18 protein-coding genes and 1 riboswitch are annotated in these 22,470 nt (G+C 39.3%); of the genes, 2 read left to right on the top strand and 16 right to left on the bottom strand.

The window, feature by feature from the left end; translation table 11 throughout:
• Nucleotides 1-20 precede the first annotated feature (20 nt).
• The 4 genes from sufU to sufC are packed head-to-tail and all read right to left on the bottom strand — an operon-like array spanning nt 21 to nt 3,788.
• Complete coding sequence (sufU, locus tag LZ480_RS14115; RefSeq protein WP_241370173.1) at nt 21-461, bottom strand: Fe-S cluster assembly sulfur transfer protein SufU; 441 nt, start codon at nt 459-461, stop codon at nt 21-23.
• Entirely contained in the window at nt 451-1,680 is a 1,230-nt protein-coding gene (locus tag LZ480_RS14110) for a cysteine desulfurase (RefSeq protein WP_241370172.1), read from the bottom strand. Before LZ480_RS14110 ends, sufU begins: the two co-directional genes overlap by 11 nt.
• Entirely contained in the window at nt 1,680-2,987 is a 1,308-nt protein-coding gene (gene sufD, locus LZ480_RS14105; protein ID WP_241370171.1) for a Fe-S cluster assembly protein SufD, read from the bottom strand. Before sufD ends, LZ480_RS14110 begins: the two co-directional genes overlap by 1 nt.
• A gap of 18 nt (nt 2,988-3,005) precedes the next feature.
• Nucleotides 3,006-3,788, bottom strand: a complete 783-nt coding sequence (gene sufC, locus LZ480_RS14100; RefSeq protein WP_241370170.1) for a Fe-S cluster assembly ATPase SufC — start codon at nt 3,786-3,788, stop codon at nt 3,006-3,008.
• A gap of 558 nt (nt 3,789-4,346) precedes the next feature.
• Here sufC and LZ480_RS14095 point away from each other — a divergent pair.
• On the top strand, nt 4,347-4,886 hold the full coding sequence (locus LZ480_RS14095) for a DUF1572 domain-containing protein (protein ID WP_241370169.1): 540 nt from the start codon (nt 4,347-4,349) through the stop codon (nt 4,884-4,886).
• A gap of 85 nt (nt 4,887-4,971) precedes the next feature.
• On the opposite strand, the gene gltD is transcribed toward LZ480_RS14095, so the two are convergent.
• On the bottom strand, nt 4,972-6,453 hold the full coding sequence (gltD, locus tag LZ480_RS14090; protein ID WP_241370168.1) for a glutamate synthase small subunit: 1,482 nt from the start codon (nt 6,451-6,453) through the stop codon (nt 4,972-4,974).
• A 13-nt stretch (nt 6,454-6,466) separates the two neighbouring features.
• The gene (gene gltB, locus LZ480_RS14085) at nt 6,467-10,990 is read right to left on the bottom strand and encodes a glutamate synthase large subunit (RefSeq protein WP_241370167.1); all 4,524 of its coding nucleotides are present in this window, start codon (nt 10,988-10,990) and stop codon (nt 6,467-6,469) included.
• A gap of 119 nt (nt 10,991-11,109) precedes the next feature.
• Here gltB and LZ480_RS14080 point away from each other — a divergent pair, with 119 nt between their 5' ends.
• The gene (locus tag LZ480_RS14080) at nt 11,110-12,012 is read left to right on the top strand and encodes a LysR family transcriptional regulator (RefSeq protein WP_241370166.1); all 903 of its coding nucleotides are present in this window, start codon (nt 11,110-11,112) and stop codon (nt 12,010-12,012) included.
• Between the two features lie 61 nt (nt 12,013-12,073).
• Here the strand turns inward: LZ480_RS14080 and LZ480_RS14075 are convergent, their stop codons facing one another.
• From LZ480_RS14075 to LZ480_RS14030, 10 genes are all read right to left on the bottom strand, one after another.
• Complete coding sequence (locus LZ480_RS14075; RefSeq protein WP_241370165.1) at nt 12,074-12,916, bottom strand: MetQ/NlpA family ABC transporter substrate-binding protein; 843 nt, start codon at nt 12,914-12,916, stop codon at nt 12,074-12,076.
• A gap of 254 nt (nt 12,917-13,170) precedes the next feature.
• Entirely contained in the window at nt 13,171-13,839 is a 669-nt protein-coding gene (locus LZ480_RS14070; protein ID WP_241370164.1) for a methionine ABC transporter permease, read from the bottom strand.
• Complete coding sequence (locus LZ480_RS14065; RefSeq protein WP_241370163.1) at nt 13,832-14,860, bottom strand: methionine ABC transporter ATP-binding protein; 1,029 nt, start codon at nt 14,858-14,860, stop codon at nt 13,832-13,834. The genes LZ480_RS14070 and LZ480_RS14065 overlap by 8 nt, the downstream gene beginning before the upstream one ends.
• A gap of 141 nt (nt 14,861-15,001) precedes the next feature.
• A riboswitch (SAM riboswitch) is annotated at nt 15,002-15,104 on the bottom strand.
• Between the two features lie 61 nt (nt 15,105-15,165).
• Nucleotides 15,166-15,468, bottom strand: coding sequence for a thioredoxin family protein (locus LZ480_RS14060; protein WP_241370162.1), 303 nt, complete (start codon nt 15,466-15,468; stop codon nt 15,166-15,168).
• Nucleotides 15,469-15,481: 13 nt separating this feature from the next.
• Nucleotides 15,482-15,802: a toprim domain-containing protein gene (locus LZ480_RS14055; protein ID WP_241370161.1), complete on the bottom strand. Its 321-nt coding sequence runs from the start codon at nt 15,800-15,802 to the stop codon at nt 15,482-15,484.
• A 72-nt stretch (nt 15,803-15,874) separates the two neighbouring features.
• A complete protein-coding gene (gene gcvH / locus LZ480_RS14050; RefSeq protein WP_241370160.1) occupies nt 15,875-16,255 on the bottom strand; it encodes a glycine cleavage system protein GcvH in 381 nt (126 codons plus the stop codon).
• 80 nt (nt 16,256-16,335) lie between these two features.
• On the bottom strand, nt 16,336-16,692 hold the full coding sequence (locus LZ480_RS14045; RefSeq protein ID WP_241370159.1) for an arsenate reductase family protein: 357 nt from the start codon (nt 16,690-16,692) through the stop codon (nt 16,336-16,338).
• Between the two features lie 140 nt (nt 16,693-16,832).
• Nucleotides 16,833-18,614, bottom strand: a complete 1,782-nt coding sequence (locus LZ480_RS14040; protein ID WP_255731450.1) for an acyl-CoA dehydrogenase family protein — start codon at nt 18,612-18,614, stop codon at nt 16,833-16,835.
• A gap of 54 nt (nt 18,615-18,668) precedes the next feature.
• A complete protein-coding gene (locus tag LZ480_RS14035; RefSeq protein WP_241370158.1) occupies nt 18,669-19,841 on the bottom strand; it encodes an acetyl-CoA C-acetyltransferase in 1,173 nt (390 codons plus the stop codon).
• A gap of 70 nt (nt 19,842-19,911) precedes the next feature.
• Entirely contained in the window at nt 19,912-22,296 is a 2,385-nt protein-coding gene (locus LZ480_RS14030) for a 3-hydroxyacyl-CoA dehydrogenase/enoyl-CoA hydratase family protein (RefSeq protein WP_241370157.1), read from the bottom strand.
• Between the last annotated feature and the right edge of the window lie 174 nt (nt 22,297-22,470).

Raw genomic sequence — 22,470 nt, 5'->3', positions numbered from 1 at the left:
GACATTCCCCTTCACTTACATTATTTCATTTCGTTGTTTACGCCTTTTTCCATTGCTTTCCAAGCCAATGTTGCGCATTTAATACGAGCCGGGAACTTCGCTACACCTTGCAGTGCCTCTACATCACCAAGATCGTATTTTTCGTCGTCGAAGTCTTCACCTAACATCATTTTTGAGAAAATCTCCGCTAGTTCTAAAGCTTCGTCTAGTTTTTTACCTTTAACGATTTGTGTCATCATAGATGCAGAAGACATTGAAATCGAACAGCCTTCACCGTCAAATTTCGCATCTTCTACGATGCCATCGTTTAGCTTTAATGTTAAATGGATACGGTCACCACAAGTTGGGTTGTTCATATCAATTGTTACAGTATTTTCATCTAAAGACCCTTTATTACGAGGGTTTTTATAGTGATCCATAATTACGGAACGGTATAGTTGATCTAAGTTATTAAAAGACATCGCCAAAATACTCCTTCGCTGAGCGCAATCCAGCTACTAATGCGTCAATATCTGCTTCATCATTATACATGTAGAAGCTTGCGCGTGCAGTTGCTGTTACTTGAAGCCATTTCATTAATGGTTGAGCACAGTGGTGTCCGGCACGAACAGCAATTCCACTCATATCTAAAACTGTTGCGACATCATGTGGATGCACATCGTCTAAATTGAATGTTACAAGTCCGCAACGTTGCATCGGGTCACGTGGTCCGAAAATCGTTAAGCCTTCAATCGTTGACAGGTTGTCCATCGCATAGCCTGCTAAATGGTGCTCATGTGCTGCGATATTGTCTAAGCCGATTTCTTCTAAAAAGTCGATAGCAGCACCTAAACCAATTGCACCTGCAATGATTGGTGTACCGCCTTCAAACTTCCACGGTAACTCTTTCCATGTTGATTCTTGTAAACCTACAAAATCAATCATTTCTCCACCGAATTCTACCGGTTCCATGTTTTCAAGAAGCGCTTTTTTACCATATAGTACACCAATTCCAGTAGGAGCACACATTTTATGCCCCGAAAGAGCCGCGAAATCTACATCTAAATCTTGAACATCGATTTTCATGTGTGGTGCTGCTTGTGCGCAGTCCGCTACCATGATTGCACCATTTTCATGGGCAATTTTTGCGATTTCTTTGATTGGATTAATCGTACCTAACACGTTTGAAACATACATCACAGATACGATTTTCGTTTTTGGGGTAATCGTCGCACGTACCTTTTCTAATGAAAGTGTACCATCTGCTTCAAGATCAATGTATTTCAGTACAGCGCCTTTTTCCTTTGCAAGCTGTTGCCATGGAATAATGTTCGAGTGATGTTCCATGTACGTAATGACAATTTCATCACCTTCCACAATATTTTGACGGCCATAGCCTGACGCTACTGTATTTAATGCAGTTGTTGTACCACGCGTAAAAATGATTTCTTGCGTAGAGCTAGCATTAATAAACTTACGAACTTTTTCACGTGCGCCTTCATAAGAATCTGTTGCACGGTTTCCAAGTGTATGCACACCACGGTGAACATTGGAATTATCTAGATTATAGTAATTTGATAACGCTTCAATTACTTGAATTGGCTTTTGAGATGTTGCTGCACTATCTAAATAAACTAGCGGATGTCCATTGATTTCCTGATTTAAAATCGGAAAATAGCTTTTAATCTCTTTTGGTATCATTATCGAACTTTCCTTTCGATAACCTCCGTCAGCTGTTTTTTAACACCTTCGATTGGAAGGTTCGTAACAACTGGCGCAAGGAATCCATGAATTACAAGGCGCTCTGCTTCTGCTTTTGAGATACCACGGCTCATTAAATAGTACAGTTGAGTTGGGTCAACACGTCCAACAGATGCTGCGTGTCCTGCTGTTACATCGTCTTCATCAATTAAAAGAATTGGGTTGGCGTCACCACGCGCTTGTTCAGAAAGCATTAATACACGAGACTCTTGCTCTGCATTTGCTTTTGTACCGCCATGCATGATATGACCAATACCATTAAAGATAGATTGTGCGGCGTCTTTCATAACACCGTGTTTTAATATTTGACCGTCTGAATTTTTACCCCATTGACGGATTAATGTTGTAAAGTTTAACTTTTGATTGCCGCTACCTACTGTTACCATCTTGAAGTCTGAAGTAGAGTTATCGCCAATTAAGTTTGTTGTATTTTCATAAATTGTATCTGAGTTTGTCATTAAGCCTAATGCCCAGTCAATTTTTGCATCGCGAAGCGCGTGACCACGACGATTTACGTATGCAGTAAAGCCTTGAGCTAAGTTATCTACTGCACCGAATGTAACTTGCGCATTATCTTTTGCAATTACTTCCGTTACAACATTCACTTGACCCTTTGCTTCTTCAAATGTAGAAATATATGTTTCTACATAAGTTACTGCTGAAGATTCTTCTGCTACCACTAATACGTGGTTGAATAAAGAAGCTTCTGGGTTGTCGTTTAAGAAAACAACTTGTAGTGGTGCTTCAATTACTACGTTACGAGGAACGTAAACGAAAATACCACCGTTTACTAATGCTGCATGATAAGCCGTTAATTTATGCTCGTCCACTTTTACAGCAGTTGTCATGAAATATTTTTCTACTAAATCCGCATGATCGCGAATAGCAGTTTGAATATCCGTGAAAATAACACCTTTTTTCGTAAGTTCTTCTGAAACTTTTATAAATGCTGGTGTGTTGTTGCGTTGAATATATAAGTTTTCTTGAGTATCAGCATCAATGATTGCTTTTACTTCTGCAGGCACTTCGTCTAAAGAGGCGAATGGTGTGCTTTCTACAGTGTGTGCAGGGCAATCAATGAAGTTCCACTTTGAAATATTTGTTCTGTCTGGCTTTGGTAATTCAAGTGAAGCCGCTTTTTCAATAGCAGCCACACGGAAATCAGCAAATGCTGCTGGCTCATTATTTGTTGTTGAGAACGAGCGTACTTCTTCTGCTGATAACGCTAATTTTGTTTCAACCGTCATCTTCGTCGTCCTCCTTAATTATACTTCTTCTGTTACCGCGTCCGTATTTTCGATACCTAGCTCTTGTTTAATCCATTCGTAACCTTCTGCTTCTAAACGTTGAGCTAATTCAGCGCCACCAGATTTCACAACTTTACCTTGCATCATTACGTGAACATGGTCAGGTGTAATGTAGTTTAGTAAACGTTGGTAGTGCGTGATCATTAAGCAGCCGAAACCTTCGCCGCGCATTTCGTTAATCCCTTTAGATACTACTTTTAATGCGTCGATATCTAAACCAGAGTCGATTTCATCTAAAATACCAAATGTTGGTTTAATCATCATCATTTGTAAAATTTCGTTACGTTTTTTCTCACCACCAGAGAAGCCTTCGTTTAAGTAACGTTGAGCCATTTCTTCTGGCATTTCTAAGAATTCCATTGTTTTGTCTAATTCACGGATGAATTTCATTAATGAAATTTCATCACCTTCTTCACGACGTGCGTTAATAGCAGAACGTAAGAAGTCAGCGTTTGTAACACCAGCGATTTCAGATGGGTATTGCATCGCTAAGAATAAACCAGCTTTCGCACGCTCATCTACTTCCATTTCTAATACGTTTTCACCATCGATTAAAACTTCACCTTGCGTTACTTCATATTTAGGGTGACCCATAATTGCTGAAGCTAAAGTTGATTTACCAGTACCGTTTGGACCCATGATCGCGTGTACTTCATTTGTGTTAATTGTTAGGTTTAAACCTTTTAAAATCTCTTTTCCGTCGATTTCAACGTGAAGATCTTTAATTTCTAAAGTTGTCATTAAATTACCTCCAAATGTTCATTTGCATGACACATGCATGCTAAATTAATTTCATAGACAATCTTACCCGAAATGAATGTTGGTTGCAAATAGTTTAGAATGATTTTAATTAAAAAATCTTTATTTCTTTTTATTAACACTTTTATTTAAGTTGTTTCTACTATTAAAATAGTAGTGCTTTTAAATTTTTCATTTTCAATAGTGAACTTGTAATTGAGAATCAATTTCACTTATTTAATTGAATTCATTAAATTGTCATTGACTCCAATAATTAAAAGGACTTATCCGAAAAGCTAGAAACACCCTTTCTTAAATTAGCAAATAACGTTTCTTAGTTGTAGTAATGTTTTTGAAATTATTGATTAAATATTTATGCTATTACTTAAATATTGGAAAGAAATATAAGCAAACGAGGGTTTGTGAATGATTAAAGGATATAAACAATGATTGCAGAATTAATAATAAGGTCGATTATTCGGTGAAGGTCAATAATCCTTTCCTGAATACTGAAAGGTGCATATCTGTATTATTTATAACTTAGTAACAGGGGGAATACTAATGAATTTCGGAAATGAATATTTGAAAGTTGTCCTAGAAAGGTTTAAAAGTGTTAAAGAGCTTGGAGATAAGACAATAAATCAATTGTCAGAAAACAATATTCATTGGAGCTTAAATGAAGAATCGAATAGTATAGCAGTTATTATTAAACATTTAAGTGGAAATATGATATCTAGGTGGTCTGATTTTTTAACTTCAGATGGGGAAAAATCTTATAGGAATAGGGATCAAGAATTTGAGAACACTATATTATCAAAACAAGAATTGATTGCAATTTGGGAAAATGGTTGGAATATACTTTTTGACACATTAAGTGAGCTAGGAGAACAGGATTTACTAAAGAATATTTACATTCGCAGCGAAAGCCATACGGTAATTGATGCAATAGAAAGACAAATGGCTCATTACGCTTATCATGTAGGGCAGATTGTATATATTGGAAAGCAATTAAAGGATAAGGATTGGAAAAGTCTTAGTATCCCAAAAGGACAATCAGAAGAATACTTAGAATATATGCAGAATAAGCATAAGGAAAAATAGGCTTATTTCTAAACCGAGCAAAATAGGGGTACTCCATATAAAAGAGCCCCTTTTTAAATATAAAATTTCTTACTCTACACTTAAATTAAAATTTCTTCGCTTGCTCCTGCAAATAATAATGAACGCTCGCTGCAACGGCGCGACCTTCTTTAATTGCCCAGACAACTAAGCTTTGACCACGACGTGCATCGCCTGCTGCAAATACACTGGGTACACTCGTTTCGTAATCCTTGATGGAAGCGCGAATTCGGTTGTTTGTTAATTCCACTCCAAAATGCTTAGGCGTTTCTTTCTCAGCGCCTTCAAAACCAATCGCTACGAATACATGCTGTGCTGGCCATACTTTTTCTGTGCCTGGTAACTCTTTAAAGTAATGGAAACCATCTTCACCTAAGATTTTTTCCATTTGGATTGTGTGGAGCTCTTTGACGTTGCCATGCGCATCCTTCACAATTTTGGTCGTTTGAATGCAGTACTCGCGTGGATCGCGACCGAATTTTGCATCAGCCTCTGCATATGCGTAATCTAACGTGTAAACATTTGGGTCTTTCGGCCACATTGTATCCTCTGTACGCGTTGTTGCTTGTTGCGGATGTTTACCAAACTGGTACACCGAACGGCAATTTTGACGAAGTGCTGTTGCTACGCAGTCTGCACCCGTATCTCCACCACCAATGACGATCACATCTTTGCCTTCCACATTTAAAGCTTTTTTATCTTCAAAATTAGATTCTAGTAAACTTTTTGTCACATCAGTTAAATATTCCATCGCTAAATGGATATTGCCCGCGTCGTTGCCTTCCATATGCAGTGTACGTTGCTTTTGCGCACCGGTACATAAAATAACCGCGTCATACTGATGTTGTAGTTGTTCTTTTGTAATATCGTTACCGACTTCTGTATTAGCGATAAATTGAATACCTTCTAATGATAATAAATTCACCCGGCGTTCAACGACTTCTTTTTCAAGCTTCATGTTGGGAATCCCGTACATTAATAAGCCACCAAAGCGGTCTGAACGTTCGAAAACTGTAACAGAATGCCCCATTTGGTTTAACTGATCTGCCGCCGCCAAACCTGCTGGACCCGAACCAACAACCGCTATTTTGTAACCTGAGCGAATTTGTGGTATGCGTGGTGTTACCCATCCATTATCAAATCCTTTGTCAATAATCGTACGTTCAATGGATTTAATCGCAACGGCTGGGTCAGTAATCGCTAGCGTACAAGAACCTTCACATGGCGCTGGACATACGCGCCCTGTAAATTCTGGAAAGTTATTCGTCATATGCAGACGCTTCAATGCTTCTTCCCATTGCCCTTTGTATACTAAATCATTCCACTCTGGGATGACGTTGTTGATTGGACAACCTGCTGCCGTACCACGAATTTCAATCCCCATATGGCAAAATGGAGTGCCACAATCCATGCAGCGTGCACCTTGTGTTTGTAATTTTTCGTCTGTAAGCTTCCTCGTATATTCATTCCAGCTCGAAATACGCTCTAGTGGTACGTTTTCCTGAACCTTCTCACGCTTAAATTCCATAAATCCTGTTGATTTCCCCATGCTAGAACCCCTCCTATAATTTCGAACTCACAAGCTTTTTCTGACTTCCCGTTACCTCCACAAACGCTTGCATTGCCGCATGATCATCTGTTAACCCATTTAATTTATGACGCTCGATTCTTTCGATGATTGCCTTATAGTCTGTCGGTACTACCTTGACAAACTTCGGTACAAATTCTGTCCACTTCGCTAAAACATCAAGTGCATATGAGCTTTCTGTTTCTTCTAAGTGTTTAATAATTAACTGGCGTACTTGCTCAATTTCATGTGCTTCTTTTAACTTTTCAAATTGAATCATTTCCATATTGCATTGCGCTTTAAAGTGCGCTTCGTCGCTCGGTAAAATGTAGCCAATACCACCTGACATCCCCGCCCCGAAGTTTTGACCAACATCGCCTAATACGACGATTTTCCCACCTGTCATATATTCACAGCCGTGGTCGCCAATACCCTCTACAACAATATTTGCACCAGAGTTACGAACGCCAAAGCGATGACCTGCTCGACCATTTATAAACGCTTGCCCGCTCGTTGCACCATATAAGCAAACATTCCCTGCAATGACGTTTTTCTCAAAATCGCCTTTGATTGGTGCAATCGCAACAACTTTACCACCCGATAAGCCTTTTCCGAAGTAGTCATTGACGTCACCAATAACACGCATTGCCATACCTCGTGGAGTAAAAGCACCAAAGCTCTGTCCTGCATGCCCTGTAAACGTAAGGTGAATTGTGTTATCTGGTAAACCAACTTCACCGTATTTACGTGAAATTTCACTTCCTACAATTGTACCCATTGCACGATCCGTATTTTTAATTGGATAGCTTAGCTGTACTACCTCTTTATTTGCAATCGATTGCTCGACTTTTGGCAATAACTCACGCACATCAAAGCTTTCTGAGATTTGATGATCTTGCTCTTGCTGCTTCGTACGTGTACCTTGCATTTGGTGTAGCAGTGCCGATAAATCAAGCTGACTTGCTTTCCAATGCTGTTTTGTACGCGCTGAAATTTGCAAGACATCTGTACGGCCCACCATTTCTTCTACTGTGCGGAACCCTAAAATACTCATGTATTCACGCATTTCTTCTGCCACAAAACGCATATAACTTACCACATGATCCGCATTGCCCATAAATTTCGCTCGTAGCGCTGGGTTTTGTGTGGCTACCCCAACTGGACATGTATCTAAATGACAAGCACGCATCATCACACAACCTAAAACAATTAGTGGCGCTGTTGCGAAACCGAACTCCTCCGCTCCTAGTAACGCTGCCATTACCACATCTTTACCTGTCATTAACTTACCGTCTGTTTCTAATACAACGCGATCACGTAAGCCGTTTAACATTAACGTTTGATGTGCCTCTGCTAAACCAAGCTCCCATGGTAACCCTGTATGTTTAATGGACGTTTTCGGAGATGCACCTGTACCACCGTCATAACCCGAAATCACGATAACGTCAGCTGCACCTTTTGCAACGCCCGCTGCGATGGTCCCAACACCCGCTTTAGCTACAAGTTTTACTGAAATACGTGCATAGCGGTTCGCATTTTTTAAGTCATGGATTAGTTCTGCCATATCTTCAATTGAATAAATATCATGGTGTGGTGGCGGTGAAATTAAGCCGACACCTGGTGTTGAGCCACGAACCTCAGCAACCCATGGATATACTTTATTTCCCGGTAATTGACCACCTTCACCTGGTTTTGCGCCCTGTGCCATTTTGATTTGTAATTCATCTGCATTTACTAAATAATCTGATTTCACACCGAAACGACCTGACGCAATTTGCTTTATACTTGAACGACGATTATCGCCATTAGAATTTAGTTCATAACGTGCCGGGTCTTCACCGCCCTCACCTGAGTTTGAGCGTGCTCCTAATTTATTCATTGCGATGGCTAATGTTTCATGCGCCTCTTTTGACAACGAACCGAACGACATCGCACCTGATTTAAAGCGTTTAACGATTGAGTCTACAGATTCTACTTCTTCCATCGGTAAACGACGTTCTGCCTTTTTGAAATCAAATAAGTTGCGTAAAAAACCGATGCGCTCCTCATTTGCCATTTCCGCAAACATACGGTATAGACCGTAATCATTTTTACGTGTTGCCCATTGTAATGTGTGAATTGTTTTTGGATTGAATGCATGGTGCTCACCATCAGCACGCCACTGGAATTCTGAACCTGACTGTAATTCGGCAGTCATTGAATTCAACGCTGCCTCGTGGCGACGTTTTGCCTCTTCTCCGATTGTTTGTAAATCGATACCATCAATTTGAGAAGCAGTTCCTGTAAAGTATTCGTCGGTTACCGCCTTTGAAATACCCACCGCTTCGAACACTTGCGCTCCACGGTATGACTGTACTGTTGAAATACCCATTTTCGACATGACTTTTACAACACCTTCAGCAGCACCTTTACGATATTTTTGAACTGCTTTTTCATAAGGTAATGCTAAATGCTTTTCTTCAATTGCCTGCGCAATTGTTGCATAGGCCAAATAAGGATGAACTGCATCGACACCAAAGCCAATTAATGCGGCGAAGTGATGTACTTCACGAACTTCCGCGCTATTAACGACTAAACTTGCTTTTGTACGCAATCCGATACGCACTAAATACTGATGTATAGTACTTGCTGCAAGTAGTACTGGAATTGTTAATTGCTTTGCATCCTCTACAAAATCATCTAAAACGATGATTGTTCTTCCACCAAAAATTGCTGCTTCCGCTTCTGTTTTAATACGGTTTAATTCACTTTCTAAAGATTCTGTATATTTCATTGAGATTTCTGCTACTTCAAAGTCACTATCACCATTATTCATTAACTTTTCGTACTCAGCCGTAGTTAATACCGGCGTTTCTAAAATAATACGTCGTGCGTTTTGTGCTGTTGGATGAAGTAAATCACCTTCCGCACCTAGCATTGTCATAGTAGATGTAACAACATGCTCCCGAATGGAATCGATTGGTGGGTTTGTTACTTGTGCGAATAATTGCTTAAAGTAATTAAATAAAGACTGCGGGCGTTCTGATAATACCGCAAGTGGCGAGTCATTCCCCATTGAGCCGAGTGGATCCTTACCGTCCTTTGCAAGTGGTACGATATACTTTTTCACATCTTCATATGTGTAGCCTTGAATTTTTTGACGTAATGTAATGTCGTTTACTTGAACTTGTATCTCTTCATCCGCTTCAAGCTTTAACATATTATCTTGTAACCACTGTGCGTAAGGCTCTGCTGCTGCCATTTCCGCCTTCAGCTCTTCATCCGAAATAATTTTACCTTGCTCTAAATCGATTAACAGCATGCGGCCTGGACTTAAACGATCTTTATATAAAATATCTTCTTCTCCATAATCAACAACGCCTGTTTCAGAAGAAAAAATTACGTGATCATCTTTTGTTACGTAAAGTCGACCTGGACGTAAGCCGTTACGATCTAAAATCGCACCAATTTGCTTACCATCTGTGAAACAAATTGCTGTTGGACCATCCCATGGCTCCATTAAACTTGCATGATATTGATAAAATGCTTTACGGTCTTCCTCAATACGTGGATTTTCTGTCCAAGGCTCTGGAATCATCATCATCGCCGTCTCTGCTGGTGTACGACCTGCTAATACGAAAAATTCAAATGCGTTATCAAGCATCGATGAATCTGAACCTGTTGTATCAATGATTGGTAATAGCTTTTCTAAATCATCCCCAAACGCTTCCGAAACAAATTGTTGCTCACGGGCACGCATCCAGTTAATGTTCCCACGCAATGTGTTAATTTCCCCGTTATGAATAATGTAGCGGTTTGGGTGTGCACGTTTCCAAGATGGGAATGTGTTCGTTGAATAACGCGAGTGTACTAGTGCTAATGCCGATACGAAGCTTTCATCTTGTAAATCGATGTAGAAGTCACTTACTTCCTCTGGAGCTAGTAAACCTTTAAATACTATCGTCTGGCTTGAAAGACTTGGTACATACAATTCAAATTCTTGCTTGTCAGCCCAGTGCTCTAACTGCTTTCGGATTAAATACAGCTTACGCTCAAAGCTTTGTGAATCACTTGTTTTGGATCGAATAAATACTTGACGAATAATTGGTGCACTTGATTTTGCAATCTCACTTAAATTTTCTTTATTTGTTGGAACTGTTCGCCAGCCAATTAAGTCCTGCCCTTCTTGTACGATTAGTTCATTCATTTTTTGTTCAATTTGTTGGCGTTCGCTGTCACTTTCCGTGAAGAAAACTTGCCCAACGCCGTACTCACCTTTTTCAGGTAAATTTAGTTCTGGACAGTTGATTTTGAAGAAAGCATCTGGGATTTGAACCATTAGACCTGCACCATCGCCTGTTCTACCGTCTCCCCCACGTCCAGCACGGTGTTCTAAGCGACATAACATTTCTAAACCATTTTTCACGATTTGATGTGAAGGTTTTCCCTTCATATTTGCGTACATCCCGATGCCACATGCGTCATGTTCAAACTGTGGATCGTATAAACCTTGTGCTTGTGGTAACTGGTGAAAACTCATATTTAATTCCCCCTCATTCTTTCAATAACGTATTTACATTTTAAAGTTTTCGAAATAATATAAACAATATATAGTTTGGATAGAAACAATCTACTTTTTAGATGAATGGAGTGGGATTTATGGAATTACGACAATTACGTTACTTTGTCGAGGTAGCAGAACGTGAACATATATCCGAAGCTGCTGAGTATTTACACGTTGCACAGTCTGCAATTAGCCGACAAATTGCCAATTTAGAAGAAGAGCTCGGAGCACCACTTTTTGAACGTGTCGGACGTAACGTCAAACTGACACCGATTGGTAAAACTTTTTTAGAGCACAGCATTACCGCACTGAAGGCCATCGATTTTGCTGCCAAGCAAGTTGAAGAGTATTTAGACCCAGCAAAAGGAACAATTAAAGTTGGCTTTCCTACAAGTTTAGCTAGCTATGTTTTACCAACCATCATTTCTGCATTCAAAAAAGAGTACCCAGATATTTCATTCCATTTACGCCAAGGTTCCTATAAATATTTGATTGAAGCCGTAAAAAATCGTGAACTTAATTTAGCATTACTTGGTCCATTACCACCAAAAGATGAGGCGATAGAAACAACCGTACTTTTTAGTGAAAGCATTCACGCTTTAATACCCGCGACACATCCATTAGCAAAACAAGACTCAATTCATTTAATTGATTTAAAAAATGACAACTTTGTATTGTTCCCAGAAGGATATATTTTACAAAAAGTTGCCGTCGACGCTTGTCGTTCAGCCGGCTTCGTTCCAAAGATTACATCTGAGGGTGAAGATATGGATGCATTGAAAGGTTTAGTTGCTGCAGGAATCGGAGTTACACTACTCCCGGAAAGCTCACTTTACGATTCGACACCGCGTATGACGGTGAAGATGCCAATTGCAAGTCCTACAATCCGTAGAACGGTCGGCATCATCGCGCCAACAACACGGGACCTTGCTCCATCTGAACAAGTATTTGTGGATTTTGTATCCAAGTTCTATTCACGTCTGTCGAGGTTTCAATAATCAAAAAACCATTCTCCAGAACAAACTGGAAAATGGTTTTTTTGTAAATACAATTATTATGTTACTTCCCGTCAACTGGAACTACTGAGCCGCCCCATTCTTCTACGATGAAGTCTTGAATTTCTTTTGAGTGTAATGCTTCAACTAATGCTTTAATTTCTTTTGAATCTTCATCACCAGATTGAACAGCAATGATGTTCACGTATGGTGAATCACCAGACTCGATTGCGATTGCGTCTTCTAATGGGTTAATACCGTTGTCGATTGCGAAGTTTGAGTTAATTAATACCGCGTCACCTTCTTCGTTATCGTACATTTGGAATAACATTTCTGGAGCTGTATCATGATCAAACACTAAATTTTTTGGATTTTCTACAACATCTTTAAGCTCTGCTTTTGTTTTATCGATACCATCAGCTAATTTAATTAAGCCTTGTGCTTCAAGTAATGAAAGCATACGACCGTGGTCAGCTACAGAGTTTGATAATAGAATTGTTGCACCTTCAGGAAGCTCTTCTAAAGATGCATATTTTTTAGAGTAAATACCGATTGGCTCGATATGAACACCACCAGCGTTTACAAAATCATAACCAAATTCCGCTTTTTGTCCTTCGAAATAAGGGATGTGTTGGAAGTAGTTGGCATCTAAGTCACCAGAATCTAAGTTTTGGTTCGGTAATACGTAATCTTGGTAAGTTTCAATTTCTAATGTAATGCCTTGCTTTTCTAAAATTGGTTTTACTTGTTCTAAAATAACCGCATGAGGTGTGTTTGAAGCACCTACTACTAATGTTGTTGGCTCTGCTGTTGAATCACTGCCTGTTGTTGATTTTTCATCTGTTCCACATGCTGCTAATGCAAGGATTGAAGCACCTAATACTACTGAAAATAATAATTTTTTCATCATTTTTTCCTCTATTCTATATTTTTTCTCACCTAAACTTTTCGAACATTTTTTATATTCTGGATATTCACTATACAGAGGCACCTCTTAATCAATTACGCCTCGGCGTAATTGCGTCCAGATTTTTTCGAGTTTGCTCGAAAAATTCCTCTAAAAATCTGTGACATCCGCCGGAGGCTTAACTTGATTCATCAAGTTAAGAGATGCTTGTTCGATAAGTAATGGCTATATAATTACGGCGCAATTGCCACTAACTATCGTTTATCAATTTTTGTTGTAATGCTATCACCAATAATTTGAATAATAAATACAATGATTAATATAATAATGGTCGCCATAAATGTAACGTCTGTACGATTACGAGAGAAACCATCAAGGAAGGCTAAGTTTCCAAGACCACCTGCACCGATAATACCAGCCATCGCTGTATAGCCTACAAGTGCTACCGCTGTTACTGTTATCCCTGAAATAAGCGCCGGTAAGCTTTCTGGAATTAGTACTTTCCATATGATTGTTGACACTTTCGCACCCATTGAACGAGCCGCTTCGATAACACCTTTATCAATTTCACGTAGCGCAATTAATACCATGCGCGCATAAAACGGTGCGGCCCCAATAATTAAAGCCGGTAATGCTGCATTGGCACCACGAATTGTTCCTAGTAAAAACTTCGTGAAAGGAATTAATAAAATAATTAGCACGATAAATGGAATCGAACGGAAAATATTAACGATAGATCCCGTTAAAAAGTGGACGATTTTATTAGCCCATAGTTGATTGTCGCTTGTTAAAAATAAGACAATCCCGATTAAAATACCCAATACGAATGTCACTGCCGTTGCGACTGTTGTCATATACAATGTTTCGTATGTGGCTTCGAGCATTTTGTCCCAATTTACATTCGGAAATAATTGATTAATCATGCTCAATCACCTCCATTTGTATTTCATGCTGTTTTAAAAATTGGAGTGCCTGTTGTATTTGCTGCTTGTCACCATCAATATGGACAAACAATGTACCAAGTGAACCGCCCGTTGTAGTTGAAATTTTGCCATGTACAATATTAATGACAACATCGAATTGCTTAATAATTTGGGAGATGACCGGTTGCTCTGTTGTAGCTCCAGCAAATGTCAATTTCACAATTTTTCCTGATGGATAATTCGTTAAAATTTGCTCTAGCGATGCTTGTGTTTCTTGCGTTTCACCAGCAGCTTTCGATACGAAGTTTTTCGTAATCGGTGCTTGTGGATGTTGGAACACTCGTAATACGTCCCCTTGCTCTACTACTTTACCAGCTTCCATAACTGCGACACGGTTACAAATTTTACGGATAACGTGCATTTCGTGCGTAATCAGAACAATTGTTAACCCGATTTGCTTATTAATGTCTAGCAGTAACTGTAAAATCGATTCCGTTGTTTCTGGGTCTAGTGCAGATGTTGCTTCATCACAAAGTAATACTTCTGGATTGTTTGCTAATGCGCGGGCAATGCCGACACGCTGCTTTTGACCACCCGATAATTGTGACGGATACGCTTTACCGCGCCCCTTTAAACCAACTAGTTCGATTAATTCCTCTACGCGCTGTGCACGCTTGGCCTTCGGTACACCTGCAATTTCAAGTGGGAACGCAATGTTTTCCTCAACCGTACGTGACCAAAGTAAATTAAAGTGTTGGAAAATCATGCTGATCTTTTGGCGAGCTGAACGTAACTCATTACCTGACGCTTTCGCAATATCTTGTCCATTGACAATAACCGAGCCAGTTGTTGGCTTTTCTAAACCGTTTAATAAGCGAATCATCGTACTTTTACCGGCCCCACTATATCCAATAATTCCGAAAATTTCACCTTTATTAATTGACAAGTTTACATCGTTGACGGCAGTTAGTTCGCCGTTTTTTGTTTTATAAACTTTCGTTATGTTTTGTATATCAATCATCGCTTGAACTCCTTTAACTTGAAATAACCTATTCGTTATGTTCAATAATCGCTTTTTTGCTTATTCGCCTCTTAGAACAAACAAAAAACCTTTCTACCACGACAAGTAGAAAGGTTTCGCAAATTTATACGTTGAACCGTTCTCTCATCTTTCAAAGATAATCTTTGTGTGAATTGGCACCTTTGCAATAATTGCTGGTTGCCGGGCTTCATAGGGCACTTCCCTCCACCACTCTTTATAAGAGTAACGCTATTAAGTTTGTTTTGTATGAGTGTTACTTTAACATGCTAATAATTGTTCGTCAATTACTTTTTTAATATTTCATACAAAAATGGTACGGATTGAAAAGCATAAATTTTTTCCTGTAATTGTCCATTATTAGAAACAAGTAAGCAAGGAACACTTTCAATTTTCAGATCTATTGCGAGGTTCTCTAAATAATTGATATTTGCCATTCCAATCGGTAAATCTGGTAGTAATTCCTCAATTACATTTAAAATTCTTTTGGCCACATCACATGTCCCACACATAGGGGTATAGATAAAAAGTGCGCTTTTTTTATGTTGCTGCACGCTTTGCTCCCATTGGCTTCTTGTCCATTGTTCCATCGTAATGTCATTCCTATCTTACTAAAAATTTTGCCTGTTGTAATAAATCGCGTAATATTACGATTGGTGTTTTTTCAACTTCATTGTACTGTTGCGGAATAATAAATTGTTGCGCTTCTGGATATACCCGATTCATGAGCTTTCGTAATTTTTCTCCATTTTTATCCGCGTCAAAAAATGTCACAATTTCATCTTGCTCGTAAGCTGCTAATAAATCAATTAAATCGACTTCGCTGATTGTGCCGTTCGTACAAAGAATTGTCACATTCTCTGCTAAAATAGGCTCGATTCTTAACTTATCTGCACGTCCTTCTACTATGATACATTTTCCCATGAAAGCACCTCCCATAGTTTAATAACCAAAAAACGCCAAAACCTAAACATACTAGGTTTCGACGTTAAAATATTATTGCTCGATTAATTCAGCGTATGCATCTGCATCCATTAATTCTTCAACTTCAGCTTCATTAGAAAGCTCAACTGTAATCATCCAAGCTGTACCGTATGGAGATTCGTTAACGAATTCTGGGTTATCTGATAATTCTTCATTTACTGCAACAACTGTACCTGACACTGGTGCGTAAAGTTCAGAAACTGTTTTTACTGATTCCACACTACCGAATGGTTGATCTTTAGCGATTTCGTCGCCTACTTCTGGTAGCTCAACGAATACGATGTCGCCTAATTCAGATTGTGCGAAGTCTGTAATACCGATTGTTGCTTTGTTTCCTTCAACTTTAATCCACTCGTGCTCTTTTGTATAACTTAATTCTTTTGGTGTGCTCATGAGAAAACCTCCAAGTAATATGTAGTATATTCAAGTTCATTTTGCCATATTTCGTTCGGAAATTCAATGATATTCCACGGTTATTTCCAAGTTTCCAAGAAGTCAGACTCCTTAAATCCTAATGTTAATTTTTTTCCATCTGTTACGAGTGGACGTTTAATTAACATGCCATCTGATCCTAATAGTGCTAATTGCTCGTCTTCAGACATTGTTGGTAATTTGTCTTTCAACTCTAATTCACGGTACTTCATGCCTGATATGTTAAAAAATTTCTTTAAGGGCAGACCACTTGCTTCATAATATGCCTTTAACTGTTCTTTAGAAGGCGTTTGTTCAACGATGTGAATATTTTCATAGGCAATACCGTTTTCATCTAACCATTTTTGTGCTTTTTTACAGGTTGTACAATTTGGGTAGTTAATAAATTGAATTGTCATTTTTCCGCTCCCTTAGTATAGTTCAATTTTTTCTATTGTAATCGAAATATAATAACAAATCGAGCGAAATTCTATTGAAATAAATCTACATTAAAACGAGATGCGGGACGCCGAGTCCACATCTCGTTTGTCTTAACCGATTAAACGACAAACTTTTCAGCTTCGATTAACTTCACTGAAGCTTGGCGTTTTTTCAGAATTAAGTTGTATGGGTTGTTACGTGTTAACTTACGTAACGCTGAAAGAATCAAACGTGCATTGTCACCTTCAACTGATGCGATTAACGTTTCTTTTGCTTCTTTTTCGATTTCTGCAAATGCTTCTTGGCAGAAAATTTGAGTGTAGAGAATTTTTTGTGCTGCTTTTTCTTCACCGTCACGTGCAATTGCTTTTTGCGTACGAATAACAGCTGATTCCATTGCGTATAGTTGGTTTGCAATGTTAGCGATGTTTACAAGAACTTCTTGCTCTGCATCTAATTTTGCTCCGAAGCGCTGAGCTGCTGCACCTGCTGCAAGTACCGCAATTTTTTTCGCGTTTTTCACTAAATATTTCTCTTGCTCTAATGCTTCATTGCCAATTTCTTCAGGCATTAACATTAATAGCTCGTTTTGTAGCTCTTGTGCTACTTGTAATAACGGTAACTCGCCTTTTAATGCTTTTTTCATGAATGTGCCTGGCACGATCATACGGTTGATTTCGTTTGTACCTTCGAAAATACGGTTAATACGAGAATCGCGGTAAATTCGCTCTACTTCGTACTCTGCCATGAAGCCGTAGCCACCGTGTAATTGCACTGCCTCGTCTGCTACATAATCTAATGTTTCAGAGCCGAATACTTTTGCGATTGAACATTCGATTGCATATTCTGCGATAGCACCTGCGATTGCTTTACCGTCTTTTTGCTCTACTTCAGATAACTGACTTAAACGGTCCTCGAAGTAACCAACTGTACGATAGTTTAATGACTCAGAGGCATAAATATGAGATGCCATCGTTGCAATTTTTTCTTTCGTTAAGTTGAAATCTGATAATTTTGTTTTGAATTGTTGACGTTGGTTTGTGTACGCTACTGCAAGCTCAAATGCACGTTTTGAAGCTCCTACAGTACCTACTCCTAATTTATAACGTCCGATATTTAAGATGTTGAATGCGATTACGTGACCACGACCAATTTCACCTAGTACGTTTTCTACTGGCACCTCAGCATCTTCTAAAATTAATGTACGTGTAGAAGATGATTTAATCCCCATTTTCTTCTCTTCTGGACCAACAGAAACCCCTTGGTATGTGCGTTCTACGATAAACGCTGTAAATTTATCGCCATCGATTTTTGCGTATACTACAAATACATCTGCAAAGCCTGCATTTGTAATCCATTGTTTTTCACCATTTAAAATGTAGTGAGTGCCTGCTTCATTTAATTTTGCCGTCGTTTTCGCACCTAATGCGTCTGATCCTGAACCTGGCTCTGTTAACGCGTAAGCAGCGATTAACTCACCTGATGCCAACTTCGGTAAGTATTGTGTTTTTTGCTCGTGGTTACCGAATAATACGATTGGTAAAGAACCAATACCAACGTGTGCACCGTGCGTAATAGAAAAACCACCCGCTGGCGACATTTTTTCACCAATTAATGCTGAAGAAATTTTGTCTAAGCCTAAACCTTCGTACTCTTCTGGTATATCTGCAGCTAATAAACCTAACTCTCCTGCTTTTTTTAATAAACGTACAGAGTGCTCAAACTCGTGATGCTCCAAGTTTTCAATTACTGGCACAACTTCATTTTGCACATACTCTTGTGTTGTTTGTGCAATCATTTTTTGCTCGTCAGTGAAGTCCTCTGGTGTAATTACACGCTCGATTTCTACGTCTTCGATTAAGAAGCCGCCACCTTTAATAATGTTTGTTGTTTGTTCCATAATAAATTCCTCCTTATTTCCCACTGTGAAATTTTTTTCCGTTCCCTGTTCCGCTTACAGTACTTCAAATACGCCCGCTGCGCCCATACCTCCGCCGATACACATTGTTACGACACCATATTTACCACCGCGGCGTTTTAGTTCGTTAATTAGCTTGATTGAAAGAATAGCACCTGTAGCCCCTAGTGGATGCCCAAGAGCAATCGCGCCACCGTTTACGTTAACTTTATCAATATCGATGCCTAGCTCACGTACAACTTGAATTGACTGTGAGGCGAATGCTTCATTAATTTCCCATAAATCGACTTGGTCTTGTGTAATGCCCGCGATTTCTAACGCTTTCGGTACCGCTACGATTGGACCAATTCCCATTACTTCCGGTGGTACCCCGCCAACCGCAAAGCCTAGGAATTTGGCAAGTGGTTTCATGCCTTGCTTTTCTGCCTCTTCACGATCCATGACAAGCACTGCCGCCGCGCCATCTGATGTTTGTGAAGCATTACCAGCTGTTACCGAACCTTTGACGTTGAATGCTGGACGTAATTTCGCTAAGCCTTCAACAGATGTTCCTGGACGAACGCCTTCATCTGTATCGAAAATCGTTTTCTTTTCTTGTAATTGATTGTTTTCATCCACATAGTATTCAACAATTTCAACAGGTACGATTTCATCTTTGAATTTGCCTTCTTTAATCGCTTTTTCAGCTAATTCATGTGAGCGTACCGCGAAAGCATCTTGATCTTCACGACTAACGTTGTAACGATTTGCTACTTCTTCTGCTGTGTGACCCATACCAATGTAATACTGTGGCGCTTCTTCCGCTAATTTCGGATTTAAACGAACGGTATTTCCTGTCATTGGAATCATACTCATTGATTCTGTCCCACCTGCAACGATCGCTTTTGCGTGACCAAGCATAATACGCTCTGCTGCATATGCAATTGTTTGTAAACCCGATGAACAGAAGCGGTTTACTGTTAATGCTGGCGTTGTATCTGGAAGACCTGCTAGCGCACCAACTAAACGTGCTACGTTCATACCTTGCTCTGCTTCTGGCATCGCACATCCCATAATTAAATCATCAACTGGACCTTCATAGCCCGCACGTTTTAACGTTTCTTTTACTACTACTGCACCAAAATCATCTGGACGAGTATTGGCAAGTGTTCCTTTTTTTGCTCGACCGATTGGTGTTCGTGCACCTGCAACAATAACGGCTTCACGCATAATGATGTTTCCCCCTTGTGATTGCTAGCAAGAGAGAACTTGCTAGCGAAATAGTTTCATGAACGTTTAATTAGTTACGCAACGGCTTTCCTTTTACGAGCATGTGCTGCATACGCATTTGTGATTTTTGGTCTGCAACTAGTTCTAAAAATGCTTGTTTTTCTAAGTTTAATAGGTATTCTTCAGTTACTTCTGTTCCGTATGGCACTTTTCCGCCCGCGATGACATAGGCAAGCTTTTTCGCAATTTTTAGATCATGCTCTGAAATAAAGCCTGAATCGAACATACCTTGAGCGCCTAATAATAATGTCGCATAACCTGGTGCGCCCACTACTTTCACAGGCTTTTTCACAGGAGCTGTGTAGCCTGCATCCGCTAATGCTAACGCTGCTTGTTTTGCGTCATAAATTAAGTGATCTGGGTTTACCGAAATTCCATCTGCAAAGTCTAAGAAGTTATTTTCACGCGCTTCTTCGCCTGATGTTGAAACTTTTGCCAATGCAATTGTTTCAAATACTTTATTCGCGATATTTTGGTAGTCTATTTCTACGCCATTTGGTAAGCCTTTAATGAATTTTTCATATAGTCCGATATTACCGCCACCGCCTGGGATTAAACCGACCCCTACTTCAACAAGTCCCATATACGTTTCAGCAGATGCTTGAATGTGAGCAGCAGGTAAACATACTTCCGCACCACCACCTAAAGCCATTTGGAATGGTGCTGCAACAACTGGCTTTGTTGCGTACTTAATACGGCGCATTGCTTGTTGGAATGACTTAATAACGAAATCAAGTTCGAAAATGTTATCGTCTTGTGCTTCCATTAAAATCATCGCAAGGTTGGCTCCTACACAGAAGTTTTTGCCTTGGTTCCCGATGACAAGCCCTTTGTAATTTTTCTCAACCTCATCAATCGAGAAGTTAATCATTTGCACGATATCTAAACCGATTGCATTTGATTTTGAGTGGAATTCAAGTAAGGCAATACCATCGCCTAAATCGATTAGGCTTGCACCTGAATTAGATTTAATAACTCCATGCTTTTTCTTGTAGCGCTTTAAGTCGATTGCCTTTTCATTTACTGGTACTTTTACGTACTCTGTGCCGTTGTAATATGCTAGGTCGCCTTCAATTTCTGAATAGAAAGTTGTTAGCTCTTTATCTAGTAATCCTGTTACAAATGCAGGAATCTCATAGCCTTCTTCTTTCATTTTTTCGACTGATTTTTCTACACCGATTGCATCCCACATTTCGAATGGACCTTGTGCCCAGCCGAAGCCCCATTTCATGGCATTATCGATTGCTACGATATCGTCTGCAATTTCACCTGTTAGCTGTGCAGAGTAAATTAATGTTGGTGCAAATGAATTCCATAATAATTCGCCAACACGGTCTTTTGCATAAATTAACGTTTTTAATTTGCCGCCTGGACCTTTTGCCTGCTTCGCCATTTCAAGTGATGGCGCAACGAGCTTTTTCGCTGGCTCATATTCAAATGTTGATAAGTTTAGCTCTAAAATGTTTTTGCCTTCTTTTTTGAAGAAGCCTTGACCTGATTTCGCGCCTAACCAACCATTTGTAATCATTTTATTTAAGATCGGTGATTCATCAAATACTTGCTGTTCCGCACCTGTCGTATGGTCGTATACATTTTTGGCAACGTGTGCAAATGTATCTAAACCAACTACATCTAGCGTACGGAATGTTGCTGATTTTGGACGACCAATAATTGGACCTGTTACTGAATCCACTTCACCTACTGAGTAGTTGCGTGCGATCATTTCGTTCATCGTCACGATTAAACCGTACGTACCGATTCGGTTGGCGATAAAGTTTGGTGTATCTTTGGCAATTACGACCCCTTTACCAAGTACATCTTCACCAAATGCTTGCATAAATTCGACTACTTCTGGCTTTGTCGTATTTGACGGAATCACTTCTAGTAATTTTAAATAACGTGGCGGGTTGAAGAAATGTGTGCCAAGAAAATGTGCTTGGAAATCTTCTGAACGCCCTTCCGCCATCGCGTTAATGCTTACCCCTGATGTATTTGATGAAATGATTGTGCCTTGTTTACGAACTGCATCAATCTTTTCGAATAACCCTTTTTTTATGTCTAATTTTTCTACGATAACTTCGATAATCCAATCGACATCTTTTAATTTATCTAAATCATCGTCAAAGTTACCTGGTGTAATTAAGGCTAGATTTTTTTTCGTAGAAAGTGGTGCTGGCTTTTGCTTTAGTAATTTTTGCATAGCCGAATTAACGAAACGATTTTTTACTGCTTTCGAATCAAGCGTTAAACCCTTAGCCTCTTCTTCTTTCGTAAGCTCTTTTGGCGCGATATCTAATAATAATGTAGGAATACCGATGTTTGCTAAATGTGCTGCAATACCTGAACCCATAACCCCTGAACCTAAAACCGCTACTTTTTGAATGTTGTAAGACACGAGCACTTCCCCCTTCTCCTTTGAATGAACAGTCATTCATTTTGAAATGAAAAAAAAACTTCAAACAGCTTTTCTGTTCTTAGTGTAGATTATTTTGACAATTTGCGCAATAATTTTCTTGAAATTTTTAGAAAAATCTATTTCGCTCAAAATAGATTCAAATAATATTTTTCT

Origin of the sequence: Solibacillus palustris, from assembly GCF_022549215.1 — a bacterium.
Taxonomy (GTDB): domain Bacteria; phylum Bacillota; class Bacilli; order Bacillales_A; family Planococcaceae; genus Solibacillus; species Solibacillus daqui.
This window is presented reverse-complemented; position numbering and strand designations above follow the sequence as displayed.